Consider the following 13,750-nt stretch of genomic DNA (forward strand, 5'->3'; position numbering starts at 1 on the left):
GAGAGGTGGTCGACGATGACGAACCCGTACGTGCCGCTGCTGGTCCTCATGGGGATCGCCGCGGTGCTGGCCCTGGGCGGCCTCGCGGCGAGCGCGGTGCTCGGCCCGAAGCGCTACAACCGCGCCAAGCTCGAGGCGTACGAGTGCGGCATCGACCCCACGCCGCACGCGATCGGCGGCGGGCGGTTCCCGGTGAAGTACTACCTCGTCGCGATGACGTTCATCGTCTTCGACATCGAGGTCGTCTTCCTCTACCCGTGGGCCGTGAGCTTCGCCGAGCTCGCCGGGTTCGGGCTCGTCGCGCTGCTCGCGTTCCTGGTCCTCATCACGGTGCCGTTCGTCTACGAGTGGCGGCGCGGGGGGTTCGAGTGGGACTGAGGGCGCGAGGGCTACCGAGGGTGGAGGCAGGGGTCGTGCGGCGGACGAGGAGGTCCTGATGGGCTTGGAGGAGGCACCCTCGGGGTTCCTGCTGACCACGGTGGAGAACCTGGTCGGCTACTTCCGCAAGGGCTCGCTGTGGCCGGTGACCTTCGGGCTGGCCTGCTGCGCGATCGAGATGATGGCGTCGGGCGCCCCGCGCTACGACCTGTCGCGCATCGGCATGGAGGTCTTCCGGGCCTCGCCCCGCCAGGCCGACCTCATGATCGTGGCCGGGCGGGTCAGCCAGAAGATGGCCCCGATCGTCCGGCAGGTGTACGACCAGATGTCCGAGCCCAAGTGGGTCCTGTCGATGGGCGTGTGCGCCTCGTCGGGCGGCATGTTCAACAACTACGCGATCGTGCAGGGGGTCGACCACGTCGTCCCCGTCGACATCTACCTGCCCGGCTGCCCGCCGCGGCCGGAGATGCTCATCAACGCGATCCTCGCGCTGCACGACCAGATCCAGCGCGAGCCGCTGGGCGTGAACCGTCGCGAGGCCGCCGCGGCGGCGGAGGCCGCCGCCCTGGAGGCCGCGCCCACGCACCACATGACGGGACTGCTCCGATGAGCGTGACCCCGGGCGGCGACGTGGAGCGCAGCCCCGCGGCGACCGAGGGCACCCCCGGGCCCGACGGGCGGCCGGCCCTCGAGGTCGTCGACGTGCGCCGTGGCATGTTCGGGGCCCAGGACGGCGGCGACACCTCGGGCTACGGCGGCCTCGTCGTCCCGGTCGTCCTGCCCGGACCGAGCGAGCGCCCCTACGGCGGCTGGTTCGACGAGGCGGTCGACGTCCTGGCCGAGCTGCTCGACGCGAGCGGCACGGGCTACGCCGCGGCGGTCGAGTCCGTGGTCGTCGACCGCGGCGAGCTCACGCTGCACGTGCGCCGCGAGCACCTGCTCGAGGTCTCGCGGCACCTGCGCGACGACCCGGACCTGCGGTTCGAGCTCTCGCTGGGGGTCTCGGGCGTGCACTACCCGAACGAGACGGGCCGGGAGCTGCACGCCGTCCACCACCTGTGCTCGGTGACGCACGGGCGACGGCTGCGGGTCGAGACCACCGCCCCCGACGACGACCCGCACGTGCCGTCGGTGACGTCGGTGTACCCGGGCGCCGACTGGCACGAGCGTGAGACCTGGGACTTCTTCGGCCTCGTCTTCGACGGGCACCCGGCGCTCGCCCGGATCGAGATGCCCGACGACTGGCCCGGCCACCCCCAGCGCAAGGACTACCCGCTGGGCGGCATCCCCGTGGAGTACAAGGGCGCCACCGTGCCGCCCCCCGACCAGCGGAGGTCGTACAGCTGATGAGCCCCGCCCGCAGCACCGCGAGCGGCCCGTCCGCCACGGGCCACGTCGTCGACGACGACACCACAGGCGTCCCCAGCTTCGAGGCGTCCGGCGGCGACTGGTCGACGATCGCCGAGGAGGCGGCCCGCCTCGGCGAGGAGCGGATCGTCGTCAACATGGGCCCGCAGCACCCCTCCACCCACGGCGTGCTCCGGCTCATGCTCGAGATCGACGGCGAGACCGTCACGGAGGCGCGCGCCGGCATCGGCTACCTCCACACGGGCATCGAGAAGAACATGGAGTTCCGCACCTGGACCCAGGGCGTCACGTTCTGCACGCGCATGGACTACGTGGCCCCGCTGTTCCAGGAGGCGGCCTACTGCCTCGCGGTGGAGAAGCTGCTCGGCATCACCGACGACGTGCCCGAGCGCGCCACGACGATCCGGGTGCTGCTCATGGAGCTCAACCGCATCACCTCGCACCTCGTGTGCCTGGCCACCGGCGGCAACGAGCTCGGGGCGACGACGATCATGACCGTCGGCTTCACGGCCCGCGAGGAGCTGCTGAAGGTCCTCGAGCTCATCACGGGCCTGCGCATGAACCACGCGTTCATCCGCCCGGGCGGCGTCGCCCAGGACCTGCCGGCGGGTGCGGTCGGGGAGGTCCGCGCGGCGCTGCGGAGCGTGCGCACGTACGTGCGCCAGCTCGAGGACCTCATGCTCGCCAACCCCATCCTCAAGCTGCGCACCCAGGGCGTCGGGTACCTGGGGCTGGCCGGGTGCATGGCGCTGGCCATCACGGGCCCGGTCCTGAGGTCGACCGGCCTCCCGTACGACGTGCGCAAGGCCAACCCCTACTGCGGCTACGAGACCTACGACTTCGACGTGCCGGTCCGCAGCGAGGCCGACTCCTGGTCGCGCATCGGCCTGCGCATGGAGGAGATCCACCAGTCGGCCCGCATCGTCGAGCAGGCGTGCGACCGGCTGGAGGCCATGGGCCCCGGGCCCGTCATGGTGGCGGACAAGAAGGTGGCGTGGCCTGCGCAGCTCGCGCTCGGGACCGACGGGATGGGCAACTCCGCCGAGCACATCCGCGAGATCATGGGCACCTCGATGGAGGCGCTCATCCACCACTTCAAGCTGGTGACCGAGGGCTTCCGCGTGCCGGCCGGCCAGGTGTTCCAGACCGTCGAGCACCCGCGCGGGGAGCTGGGCGTCCACCTCGTCTCCGACGGCGGGACGCGCCCGTACCGCGCGCACTTCCGCGACCCGTCCTTCAACAACCTCCAGGCCGTCTCGGTGATGTGCGAGGGCGGCCAGGTCGCCGACGTCGTCGTCTCCGTGGCGAGCCTCGACCCCGTGCTCGGAGGGGTGGACCGATGACGATCGACGACACCGGCCTGCAGTCTCCGGACGCCGCCACCCGGCGGGCGTCGGGGCAGGTGCACCGCACGGGGTACGACGAGGCGACCCTGGCGGGCCTGACCGCCGACGCGGCCCAGGTCGTCGCGCGGTACCCGCAGCAGCGCTCCGCGCTCCTGCCCCTGCTGCACCTCGTGCAGTCGGTCGACGGCTACGTCAGCCCCCGCGGGATCGCCTTCTGCGCGCAGACGCTCGGCCTGACGACCGCCGAGGTGTCCGCGGTGGCGACCTTCTACTCGCAGTACAAGCGCCACCCCAACGGCGACTTCACCGTCGGGGTCTGCATCAACACGCTGTGCGCCGTCATGGGCGGGGACGCGATCTGGGAGGAGCTCGTCGAGCACCTCGGCATCGGGCACGACGAGACCACGCCCGACGGCGCGGTCACGCTCGAGCGCATCGAGTGCAACGCGGCCTGCGACTACGCGCCCGTCGTGATGGTCAACTGGGAGTTCTTCGACGACCAGACGCCGCAGTCCGCCACCGCCCTCGTCGACCGGCTCCGGACCGGAGGGACGGTCCGCCCCACGCGCGGCGCCGACGAGGTGGTGCCCTTCCGGGCGATGTCCCGCGTCCTGGCGGGGTTCCCCGACGGGCGCGCCGACGAGGGCCCGGCCGCCGGGGAGGCCACCCTGCGCGGCCTGCGCCTGGCCCGGGAGCGCGGCTGGACCGCCCCCGCGTTCGGCGACGAGGGCGCGACCGCGGGGCAGGGCGAGGGGTCCCAGCAGCAGGACCGGCACCAGGACCGGCACCAGGACCAGCACCAGGACCAGCACCAGGATCGTGGCGGCGCCGACGGCGAGGCGGCCGCCCGTGCCGGCGGCCAGCTCCCCACCGGGGCGCCGCGCAACGACGCGGAGCGTCCGGTGACCACGCCGGCGGACGCCTCGCCGGCCACGCAGGAGAGGGCCGAGCACGTCGAGGCGACGACCCGCGTCGACGAGTCCGGCACGCAGGGCGGGACCGGCACGGGCGCCGGCGCCGCCGGAGAGGACCGCTGATGCCGACGACCCTGACCCCGGTGCTGAGCGCGCACTGGGACGAGCCCCGCGCCTGGTCGCTGACCGCGTACGAGCGGCACGGCGGGTACCGCGGGCTGCGCCGGGCGCTGACCATGGAGCCGGCGCAGGTGGTGCAGGCGGTCAAGGACTCGGGGCTGCGCGGACGCGGCGGTGCCGGGTTCCCCACCGGCATGAAGTGGGGTTTCCTGCCCCCGCCCGACGGCGGCCCCCGCTACCTCGTCGTCAACGCCGACGAGTCCGAGCCCGGGACGTGCAAGGACATCCCGACGATGCTGGCCAGCCCGCAGCACCTGATCGAGGGCGTGGCGATCACCTCCTACGCCATCGGGTGCGCGCACGCCTTCATCTACGTCCGGGGCGAGGTGCTGCACGTCCTGCGGCGCCTGCAGAAGGCGGTCGAGGAGGCGTACGCCGCCGGGTACCTCGGCCAGGACGTGCTCGGCTCGGGCTACTCGCTCGACGTCACCGTGCACGCGGGCGCCGGCGCCTACATCTGCGGCGAGGAGACGGCGCTGCTCGACTCCCTCGAGGGCCTGCGCGGCCAGCCGCGCCTCAAGCCGCCGTTCCCGGCCGTGGCGGGCCTGTACGCCCGGCCGACGGTGGTCAACAACGTCGAGTCCGTGGCGTCGGTGCCCGGCATCCTGCGTGGCGGCGCGGAGTGGTTCACCGGCATGGGCACGGAGCGCTCCGCCGGCCACGGCCTGTTCTCGCTGTCCGGCCACGTGACGCGGCCCGGGCAGTACGAGGCGCCGCTGGGCATCACGCTGCGCGAGCTGCTCGACATGGCCGGTGGCGTCCGCGAGGGGCACGAGCTGAAGTTCTGGACGCCCGGCGGGTCCTCCACCCCGATCTTCACCGCCGAGCACCTCGACGTGCCGCTGGACTACGAGTCGGTCGGCAAAGCCGGGTCCATGCTCGGGACGCGGGCCTTGCAGATCTTCGACGAGACCGTCTCCGTCGTGCGCGCCGTGACCCGCTGGACGGAGTTCTACAAGCACGAGTCGTGCGGCAAGTGCACGCCCTGCCGGGAGGGCACGTACTGGCTGGTGCAGGTCCTGCAGCGGTTCGAGCGCGGGCAGGGCACGGAGGCCGACATCGAGCTCCTGCTCGACCTGTGCGACAACATCCTCGGCCGGTCGTTCTGCGCCCTGGGGGACGGTGCGACCAGCTGCATCACCTCCGCCGTGCAGTACTTCCGCGACGAGTTCGAGGCCGGCACGCACACGCCCGCCGACGTCCTGTTCCCGCCCGAGCGCTCCGCGCGGTTCGCCTACACGCCCCGCGCGCGCACGGCCCAGCTGGCAGGGGTGCACTGATGACGCTGACGCCCGAGCGCACGACCGTGGCGTCGGGGACCCCGCTGGTGCCCGCGGCGCCCCCGGCCCCTCCGGTCGTACCCGAGAAGACGGTCACCTTCCAGATCGACGGCGTCGAGACGACGGTCCCGAAGGGGACGCTGGTCATCCGCGCCGCCGAGCGGCTGGGCATCCAGATCCCGCGGTTCTGCGACCACCCGCTGCTCGCGCCGGCCGGCGCGTGCCGGCAGTGCCTCGTCGAGGTCTGGGCGCCTGGGCGCGACGGGAACCTGGCGAAGATGCCCAAGCCGCAGGCCTCCTGCACGCTGGAGGCGACCGACGGCATGCAGGTGCGCACGCAGCACACCTCGCCGGAGGCGGACAAGGCGCAGCACGGCGTCATGGAGCTGCTGCTCGTCAACCACCCGCTCGACTGCCCCGTCTGCGACAAGGGCGGCGAGTGCCCCCTGCAGAACCAGGCGATGAGCAACGGCCGGGCGACGAGCCGCTTCGTCGACGTCAAGCGCACGTTCCCCAAGCCCATCGCGATCTCGACGCAGATCCTGCTGGACCGCGAGCGATGCGTGCTGTGCCAGCGCTGCACGCGCTTCAGCGAGGAGATCGCCGGGGACGTCTTCATCGACCTGCAGATGCGCGGCGCGCGCCAGCAGATCGGCACCTTCGACACCCGCGTGCTCGACTTCGCGCCGGACCCCGGCACCGGGGACGTCGTGCCGGGCGGGGAGGCGGTCCCGTCGACGACGGAGGCCGACGCGCAGGCGGTCGTCTCCCCTGACGGACCCGTCGGCGTGAGCCTGCCGGACGCCAGCGGCCGCCCCTTCTCCTCCTACTTCTCCGGCAACACGGTGCAGATCTGCCCGGTGGGGGCCCTCACGAGCGCGGCGTACCGGTTCCGGTCGCGGCCCTTCGACCTCGTGTCCACGCCCGGCATCGCCGAGCACGACTCCTCGGGGTCGGCGATCCGCGTCGACCACCGGCGCGGCGTCGTCCTGCGGCGGCTCGCGGCCGAGGACCCGACGGTCAACCAGGAGTGGCTCACCGACAAGGACCGCTTCGCGTTCCGCTGGCAGGCGGCCCCGGACCGGCTGACCGTGCCGATGGTGCGCACCCGGCACGCCGACGGCACGCGCGGCCCGCTCGAGCCCGTGAGCTGGACGGAGGCGCTGGACGTCGCCGCGGAGGGGCTCTCGGCGGCGCTCGCCGCGGTGGAGGAGCCCGAGGGCGTCGAGCCGGGCCTGCTGCACCGCGTCGCCAGCCGCCTGACCGGCCGCGACGAGCCCGTCGCGCGCCCGACCGGCGGCGTCGGCCTGCTGCCCGGCGGCCGCCTGACCCTCGAGGACGCGTACGCCTGGGCCAAGACGGCCCGCGTCGTCCTGGGCACCAACGACGTCGACCTGCGCGCGCGGCCGCACTCCGCGGAGGAGGCCGCCTTCCTGGCGCACGCCGTCGCGGGCCGCACGCTCGAGGTGACCTACGCCGACGTGGCCGCGGCGCCCGTCGTGCTGCTCGCCGGGCTCGAGGCCGAGGACGAGGGCGGCATCCTCTTCCTGCGCCTGCGGGAGCAGGTGACGAAGCGACGGGCGCGGGTCCTGTCGGTGGCGCCCTGGGCCTCGCGCGGCCTGCAGCGCCTGGACGGCACCCTCCTGCCCGCGGCGCCCGGCACCGAGGCCGAGGTGCTCGACGGCATCGCGGCGGGTGCCCGGCACGAGGGGCTGGCGGAGGCCGCGGAGCTGCTCGCGCAGCCGGGCGCGGTCGTGCTCGTCGGCGAGCGGCTGGCCGGCGTCCGTGGTGGCCTGTCCGCGGCGCTGCGGCTGGCGGCCCGCACCGGTGCGCGCCTGGCGTGGGTCCCGCGGCGCGCGGGGGAGCGCGGCGGCGTCGAGGCCGGCGCCCTGCCCGGTCTCCTGCCCGGCGGCCGGGTGGTCACCGACGCCGGCGCCCGCGTCGACGTCGCGGCGGCCTGGGGCGTGCCGACCCTGCCGTCCACCCCCGGCCGCAGCACGGGGGAGATCCTCGCGGCCGCGGCGGCGGGTCAGCTCGGCGCGCTGCTCGTCGGCGGCGTCGACCCGGGCGACCTCCCGGACCCGGCCGCGGCGCTGGAGGCCCTCGCCGCCGTGCCGTTCCTCGTCTCCCTCGAGGTGCGCGCCTCGGCGGTCACGGAGCTCGCGGACGTCGTCCTGCCCGTGGCGCCCCCGGTCGAGAAGGCCGGCACCTTCGTCACCTGGGAGGGCCGGCCGCGGCCGTTCCCCCAGGCCCTCGTGTCCACCGCGCTGCCCGACCACCGGGTCCTGCACGCCCTCGCCGATGCGATGGGCGTCGACCTGGGCCTGCGCAGCCTGGCCGACGTGCACGCCGAGCTCGACGTCCTCGGCGGCTGGGACGGCGGCCGGGCCTCGGCACCCGACGAGCGGCCCGCCGAGCCGGTGACCGTCCCCGCGGGGCACGCCCTGCTCGCCACCTGGCACGGCCTGCTCGACGCGGGCCGGCTGCAGGACGGCGACGTGCACCTGGCCGGCACGGCCCCACGTCCGGTGGCACGGCTGTCGGCCGCCACGGCCGCGGCGGCCGGGGTCGCCGACGGCGAGCCGCTGACGGTCTCCACCGCGGCCGGGTCGCTGACCCTGCCCGCGGTGGTCACGGCCATGCCGGACCACGTCGTCTGGCTCCCGACGAACGCGCCCGGCTGCCCGGTGCGCGCGGCCCTGCGGGCGGACGCGGGGGACCTCGTGGCGCTCGCGGCCGCGTCCGCGGCCGGCGCGGGGCCGTCGGCGGGTGCGGCCGCCCGGCCGGCCGTGACGGGTCGCGTCGGGGGCGACGCCGGCCTCGTCGACGGCGGTGCCGACGGCACGAGCACCGCGGGCACCGCCCCCACGGGCCGGACCAGCGGGTACGCGACGGGCAGCACGAGCGGGCCCGTCACCGGCACGGGTGAGGAGCGGGCATGAGCGTGCTGGCGGCGACCGGCGGGGCGGTGGCCCCCGTCGTCGCGGACTTCAGCCAGGACACCTGGTGGGTCTGGGTGCTCAAGGCGGTCGGGATCGTCGCGTTCCTGCTGACGAGCGTGCTCATCGCGATCTGGTTCGAGCGACGCGTCGTCGCCCGCATGCAGGTGCGGCCCGGGCCGAACGTCCACGGGCCGTTCGGGCTCCTGCAGTCGCTGGCCGACGCGATGAAGCTGCTGGTCAAGGAGGACGTCACCGTCCGTGCGGCGGACAAGCTCGTCTACGTCCTCGCGCCGATGATCGCGGTGTTCTGCTCCCTGCTCACGCTCGCGGTCATCCCGTTCGGGCCCGAGGTGAGCATCTTCGGCGTGCTGACGCCGCTGCAGCTCACGGACTTCCCGGTCGCCGTGCTCTACATCCTCGCGTGCGCCTCGGTCGGCGTCTACGGGATCGTGCTCGGCGGGTGGGCGTCCAACTCGACGTACCCGCTGCTCGGCGGGGTGCGCTCGACGGCGCAGGTCATCTCCTACGAGCTGGCCATGGGCCTGTCGCTGGTGAGCGTCTTCATCATGTCGGGGTCGATGTCGACCTCGCAGATCGTCGACGCGCAGCGGCCCGTCTGGTGGCTGCTGCCGCTGCTGCCCGCGTTCGTGCTCTACGTCGTGTCGATGGTGGGGGAGACGAACCGCCTGCCCTTCGACCTGCCCGAGGCCGAGGGCGAGCTCGTCGGCGGGTACACCACGGAGTACTCGTCGATGAAGTTCGCGTGGTTCTTCCTCGCCGAGTACATCAACATGCTCAACGTCTCGGCGGTCGCCACCACGCTCTTCCTGGGCGGCTGGCGTGCGCCCTGGCCGCTGTCGCTCGTCGGCGACGGGGTGCTCAACACCGGCTGGTGGCCCGTGCTGTGGTTCCTGGCCAAGGTGTGGGGCTTCATGTTCCTGTTCGTCTGGATCCGCGGCTCCGTGCTGCGGTTCCGGTACGACCAGTTCATGAAGCTCGGCTGGAAGGTCCTCATCCCGGTCGCCCTCGTCTGGGTCGTGTGCGTCGCGGTGGTCCAGGGTCTGCGGCAGTTCGTCGACGTGGACCTGCGCACGCTGCTGTTCGGGATCGCCGGGGTCTTCGCGGTGGTGTTCGTCGTCGCTCTCGTGTGGCCCGACGCGAAGCGCCCCCAGCCGCCGCGGCGCCGGGGGCCGCAGGTCGTCGACCCGTTCGCCGACGGCTACCCGGTGCCGCCGCTGCCCGGGCAGGCCCTGCCCCCGTCCCCGCGGCGCGCCCGGGCCATGGCCGCCGCCCCGGCGGCCGGCCCCTCCGGTCAGCGCGCCGCCGACCGCTCCGCCGATCACCCCGCCGACCGGCCCACCGACGAGTCCCCGACGCAGGAGGTGTCCCCGTGACCGACCCGACGCAGCGCCCCGCCCCGCGGGGCGACGGCGCGCGCCGTACCGGCGCCACCCCCGCCCGGCGACCCGCCGGCGGCGGTGAGGTCGCCCGGCCGGCGGAGGGCGACGGCTACCGGTCCGCCATCCCCCCGCGGGGGCCCCTCGCGCGGGCCCTGGCCCCGGTCGGCGGCTTCGGCGTGACGCTCGCCAACATGGTCAAGCCGACCGTGACGGAGCAGTACCCGTCGGAGAAGGTCCCGACGAAGCCGCGCTACCACGGGCGCCACCAGCTCAACCGCTACCCCGACGGCCTCGAGAAGTGCATCGGGTGCGAGCTGTGCGCGTGGGCCTGCCCCGCCGACGCCATCTACGTCGAGGCCGGGGAGAACACCCCGGACGCGCAGTACTCGCCCGGTGAGCGGTACGGGCGCGTCTACCAGATCAACTACCTGCGCTGCATCTTCTGCGGGCTGTGCGTGGAGGCCTGCCCGACGCGCGCGCTGACGATGACGAACGAGTACGAGCTCACGGGGCCGACCCGCGCCGGGCTCATCTTCGAGAAGGAGGACCTCCTGGCCCCCCTGCGCGACGGGATGCTGCGCGCCCCGCACCCGATGGTGGACGGCACGACGGACACGGAGTACTACCGGGGCGAGGTCACCGGCACGACGCCGGAGCAGGTCGCGTGGGTGGCCGAGCACCGTCCGGACGACCCGACGCTGCCGGGGTACACCGGCGACGAGCCCCGGTGGACGCCGGGACCGGCGGCGGCGGCCGTCCAGGCGACGGCGGCGGCGGCCACGAAGCAGGGCTCGCGGTGAGCGCGCTCGCGGCGGCGCCGGTCCTGGGATCGGCGCCGGTCCTCACCGCGCTCGCCGAGACACTTACCGAGACCGGGCGCACGACGACCGGCGAGGCCGTCCTCTTCTGGGTGATCGCACCCGTCATGGTCGTCGCGGCGCTCGGCCTGCTGTTCGCGCGCAAGGCCGTGCACGCCGCCCTGTCGGTGGTGCTCGTGATGATCAGCCTGGCGTTCCTCTACGTCGCGCAGGACGCGGTGTTCCTCGGGATCGTCCAGGTGGTCGTCTACACGGGGGCCGTGATGATGCTGTTCCTGTTCGTCCTCATGCTCGTCGGGGTCGACGCCTCCGACACCCTGGTGGAGACCATCCGGGGCCAGCGGTGGATCGGCTGGCTGGCGGGCGTCGGGCTCGGGGCCGTCCTCGTCGGCGTGGTCGGGGGCACGGTCTACGCGCCCGCGACGGGCCTGGCCGAGGCCAACGCGGACTCCAACCCCGTCGGGGTGGCCCGGCTGGTGTTCGGGGAGTACGTCTTCGCCTTCGAGGTCGTCGGCGCGCTGCTCGTCACGGCCGCCCTCGGCGCCCTGGTGCTCACCCACCACGAGCGCCTGCTGCCGCGGCGGGGCCAGCGCGAGCGCGCCGACGCCCGCGTGAAGGCCGGCGCCACCCTCACCCCGCCGCCGGCGCCCGGCGTGTACGCGCAGCGCAACGCGATGGACGTCCCCGCGCTCGACCCGCAGGGCCGGCCCCTGGAGCACTCGGTGTCCCGGGTGCTGCGCGCGCGCGGCCAGGCCGCGGACGCGCCGCCGGTGCTCCCCGCCGCCGATGCCGACGAGGGGAGCCGGCGGTGAACCCCTCGAACTACCTCGTGCTGTCCGCGGTCCTGTTCACGATCGGGGCGATGACGGTGCTGCTGCGCCGCAACGCGGTCATCGCGTTCATGGGCGTCGAGCTCATGCTCAACGCGACGAACCTCGCCCTCGTCACCTTCAGCCGGATGAACGGCGACCTCGTCGGCCAGACGCTGGCGTTCTTCGTCATGGTCGTCGCCGCGGCGGAGGTCGTCGTAGGGCTCGCGATCATCGTCGCGATCTTCCGGACCCGGCAGTCGGCCTCGGTCGACGACGTCAACCTCATGAAGGGCTGAACCGGCGGTGTCCCTCGACCTCCTCGCGGCGCTGCTCGTCGCGGTCCCGCTGGCCTCCGCCGCGGTCCTCCTCGTCCTCGGCCGTGCCACCGACCGCTGGGGGCACTGGCTCGGCGTGCTCGCCTCCGCCGCGTCGTTCGTCATCGGCGCGGTGCTGGCGCTCGAGCTGCTCGGGCGCGACGCCGAGGCCCGCGTCCTCGACGTCACGCTCGGCCGCTGGTTCGACGCCGGGCAGCTCGCCGTCGACCTCGGGCTGCGCGTCGACCCCCTGTCGATCACGTTCGTGCTGCTCGTGACCTTCGTCGGCACGCTCATCCACGTCTACTCCGTGGCGTACATGGAGCACGACGCGTCCCGCCGCCGGTTCTTCGCCTACCTCAACCTCTTCGTCGCCGCGATGCTGCTGCTCGTCCTGGCCGACAGCTACCTGCTGCTGTTCGTCGGCTGGGAGGGCGTGGGCTTGGCGTCCTACCTGCTCATCGGCTTCTGGAACCACAACACCGCCTACGCGGTGGCCGGCAAGAAGGCGTTCGTCGCCAACCGGGTGGGCGACATCGGCCTCATCGTCGCGATGGGGCTCATGCTCGCCGCGACGGGCTCGGTCGGCTTCACGCAGGTGCACGCGGCGGCCGCCGGCGGGGCGGTCTCCGAGGGCTGGCTCACCGCCATCGGCCTCATGCTGCTGCTAGCCGCCTGCGGCAAGTCGGCGCAGGTCCCGCTGCAGAGCTGGCTCGGTGACGCGATGGCCGGCCCGACGCCGGTCTCCGCCCTCATCCACGCCGCCACGATGGTCACCGCCGGCGTCTACCTCGTCGTGCGGTCGGCGCCGGTCTTCGACGGCGCGCCGACGGCCCAGCTCGTGGTCGTGGTCGTCGGGGCCGTGACGCTGGTCTACGGCGCGGTCGTGGGCTGCGCGAAGGACGACCTGAAGAAGGCGCTGGCCGCCTCGACCATGTCGCAGATCGGCTACATGATGCTGGCCGCCGGCCTGGGCCCGGTCGGCTACGCCTACGCGATCTTCCACCTGGTGACCCACGGGTTCTTCAAGGCGGGCCTGTTCCTCGGCGCCGGCTCCGTCATGCACGCCATGGCGGACTCCGTCGACATGCGGCGGTTCGGCGGCCTGGCGCGGTACCTCAAGGTGACGGTGGTGACGTTCGGGCTCGGCTGGCTGGCGATCCTCGGCGTCCCTCCGTTCGCGGGCTTCTTCAGCAAGGACAAGATCATCGAGGCGGCCTTCGTGCCCGTCGACGGGCAGCCGTGGAGGGCCTGGGTGTTCGGGGCCGTCACGCTGCTCGGTGCGGGCGTCACCGCGTTCTACATGTCGCGGCTGTTCTTCATGACCTTCTTCGGCCGCCCCCGCTGGGACGTCCCGGAGGAGGAGGCCCGTGCGGCGACCGCCCGTGCCGCGGGCGCCCGTACCGCGGGTGCGAACGCGTCAGGCGCCCACGCATCGGGTGCCCACGCCGCGGGGCATCACCCGCACGAGGCGCCCGCCCTCATGCGCTGGCCGATGATCGTGCTCGCCGCCGGGTCCGTGGCGCTCGGCCTGGTCCTGGCGACGACGGGCTTCACCACCTGGCTCGAGCCCGTCACCGGGCACGCCGAGCACGAGGAGCCGGTGCTGTCCGTGCCGGTGATCACGACGCTCACGCTGCTGGCGGTCGGCGCCGGCCTCGTGCTGGCGTACCTGCGGTACGTCCGCGACGAGGTGCCGGTCGCGGCCCCTGCAGGCTCCCCGCTCACGCGGGCGGCGCGGGCCGACCTGTACCAGGACGCCGTCAACGACGCCGTGCTCGTCGGCCCCGGCCGGGCCCTGACGGGGGGCCTGGTCGTCGCCGACCGGACCGCCGTCGACGGCGCCGCGGTCGGCGTCGGGCGGCTGGCCGTCGGCTCGGGCGCCCTCGCGCGCCGCGTGCAGACGGGTCTCGTCCGGTCCTACGCCGCCACGACGCTCCTCGGGGTCGTCGTGCTCGCCGGCGTCGTCCTGGCCCTGCAGGCCTGAGAGCGGGAGCA

General features: G+C 74.0%; 12 protein-coding genes. All 12 read left to right on the forward strand.

All coding sequences use genetic code 11. The features are described from left to right. Window positions 1-15 precede the first annotated feature (15 nt). The 12 genes from BM048_RS07085 to nuoL are packed head-to-tail and all read left to right on the forward strand — an operon-like array spanning window position 16 to window position 13,739. Window positions 16-378 carry an NADH-quinone oxidoreductase subunit A gene (locus BM048_RS07085; RefSeq protein ID WP_090031822.1) on the forward strand — a complete coding sequence of 121 codons (363 nt, stop codon included), beginning with the start codon at window positions 16-18 and terminating at the stop codon, window positions 376-378. 58 nt (window positions 379-436) lie between these two features. After that, window positions 437-988, forward strand: a complete 552-nt coding sequence (locus tag BM048_RS07090; RefSeq protein ID WP_090031824.1) for a NuoB/complex I 20 kDa subunit family protein — start codon at window positions 437-439, stop codon at window positions 986-988. Continuing rightward, entirely contained in the window at window positions 985-1,725 is a 741-nt protein-coding gene (locus BM048_RS07095) for an NADH-quinone oxidoreductase subunit C (RefSeq protein ID WP_090031826.1), read from the forward strand. Before BM048_RS07090 ends, BM048_RS07095 begins: the two co-directional genes overlap by 4 nt. Then, window positions 1,725-3,089 (forward strand): NADH-quinone oxidoreductase subunit D, encoded by a 1,365-nt coding sequence (locus BM048_RS07100; RefSeq protein WP_090031827.1) that lies wholly within the window; start codon window positions 1,725-1,727, stop codon window positions 3,087-3,089. Before BM048_RS07095 ends, BM048_RS07100 begins: the two co-directional genes overlap by 1 nt. Further along, window positions 3,086-4,129 (forward strand): NADH-quinone oxidoreductase subunit NuoE, encoded by a 1,044-nt coding sequence (gene nuoE / locus BM048_RS07105; RefSeq protein ID WP_090031830.1) that lies wholly within the window; start codon window positions 3,086-3,088, stop codon window positions 4,127-4,129. The genes BM048_RS07100 and nuoE overlap by 4 nt, the downstream gene beginning before the upstream one ends. Next, window positions 4,129-5,466: an NADH-quinone oxidoreductase subunit NuoF gene (gene nuoF / locus BM048_RS07110; protein ID WP_090031832.1), complete on the forward strand. Its 1,338-nt coding sequence runs from the start codon at window positions 4,129-4,131 to the stop codon at window positions 5,464-5,466. Before nuoE ends, nuoF begins: the two co-directional genes overlap by 1 nt. Further along, a complete protein-coding gene (locus BM048_RS18710) occupies window positions 5,466-8,408 on the forward strand; it encodes an NADH-quinone oxidoreductase subunit G (protein ID WP_090031835.1) in 2,943 nt (980 codons plus the stop codon). Before nuoF ends, BM048_RS18710 begins: the two co-directional genes overlap by 1 nt. Beyond that, on the forward strand, window positions 8,405-9,802 hold the full coding sequence (gene nuoH, locus BM048_RS07120; protein WP_090031837.1) for an NADH-quinone oxidoreductase subunit NuoH: 1,398 nt from the start codon (window positions 8,405-8,407) through the stop codon (window positions 9,800-9,802). Before BM048_RS18710 ends, nuoH begins: the two co-directional genes overlap by 4 nt. Then, window positions 9,799-10,608: an NADH-quinone oxidoreductase subunit NuoI gene (nuoI, locus tag BM048_RS07125; RefSeq protein ID WP_090031838.1), complete on the forward strand. Its 810-nt coding sequence runs from the start codon at window positions 9,799-9,801 to the stop codon at window positions 10,606-10,608. Before nuoH ends, nuoI begins: the two co-directional genes overlap by 4 nt. Window positions 10,609-10,631: 23 nt before the next feature. Then, window positions 10,632-11,438 carry an NADH-quinone oxidoreductase subunit J gene (locus tag BM048_RS07130; RefSeq protein ID WP_239078977.1) on the forward strand — a complete coding sequence of 269 codons (807 nt, stop codon included), beginning with the start codon at window positions 10,632-10,634 and terminating at the stop codon, window positions 11,436-11,438. Continuing rightward, window positions 11,435-11,734 carry an NADH-quinone oxidoreductase subunit NuoK gene (nuoK, locus tag BM048_RS07135; protein WP_090031840.1) on the forward strand — a complete coding sequence of 100 codons (300 nt, stop codon included), beginning with the start codon at window positions 11,435-11,437 and terminating at the stop codon, window positions 11,732-11,734. Before BM048_RS07130 ends, nuoK begins: the two co-directional genes overlap by 4 nt. Window positions 11,735-11,741: 7 nt before the next feature. After that, window positions 11,742-13,739, forward strand: a complete 1,998-nt coding sequence (gene nuoL, locus BM048_RS07140) for an NADH-quinone oxidoreductase subunit L (RefSeq protein ID WP_090031842.1) — start codon at window positions 11,742-11,744, stop codon at window positions 13,737-13,739. The last annotated feature ends 11 nt before the right edge of the window (window positions 13,740-13,750 follow it).

Origin of the sequence: Cellulomonas marina, assembly GCF_900111925.1 — a bacterium.
Taxonomy (GTDB): domain Bacteria; phylum Actinomycetota; class Actinomycetes; order Actinomycetales; family Cellulomonadaceae; genus Cellulomonas; species Cellulomonas marina.

Excerpts from the sequence above, each read along its gene's own strand:
- BM048_RS07090 (WP_090031824.1), top strand. The coding sequence starts at position 437 with ATGGGCTTGGAGGAGGCACCCTCGGGGTTCCTGCTGACCACGGTGGAG.
- nuoE (WP_090031830.1), top strand. The coding sequence starts at position 3,086 with ATGACGATCGACGACACCGGCCTGCAGTCTCCGGACGCCGCCACCCGG.
- nuoH (WP_090031837.1), top strand. The coding sequence starts at position 8,405 with ATGAGCGTGCTGGCGGCGACCGGCGGGGCGGTGGCCCCCGTCGTCGCG.
- BM048_RS07095 (WP_090031826.1), top strand. The coding sequence starts at position 985 with ATGAGCGTGACCCCGGGCGGCGACGTGGAGCGCAGCCCCGCGGCGACC.
- BM048_RS18710 (WP_090031835.1), top strand. The coding sequence starts at position 5,466 with ATGACGCTGACGCCCGAGCGCACGACCGTGGCGTCGGGGACCCCGCTG.
- BM048_RS07085 (WP_090031822.1), top strand. The coding sequence starts at position 16 with ATGACGAACCCGTACGTGCCGCTGCTGGTCCTCATGGGGATCGCCGCG.
- nuoF (WP_090031832.1), top strand. The coding sequence starts at position 4,129 with ATGCCGACGACCCTGACCCCGGTGCTGAGCGCGCACTGGGACGAGCCC.
- BM048_RS07100 (WP_090031827.1), top strand. The coding sequence starts at position 1,725 with ATGAGCCCCGCCCGCAGCACCGCGAGCGGCCCGTCCGCCACGGGCCAC.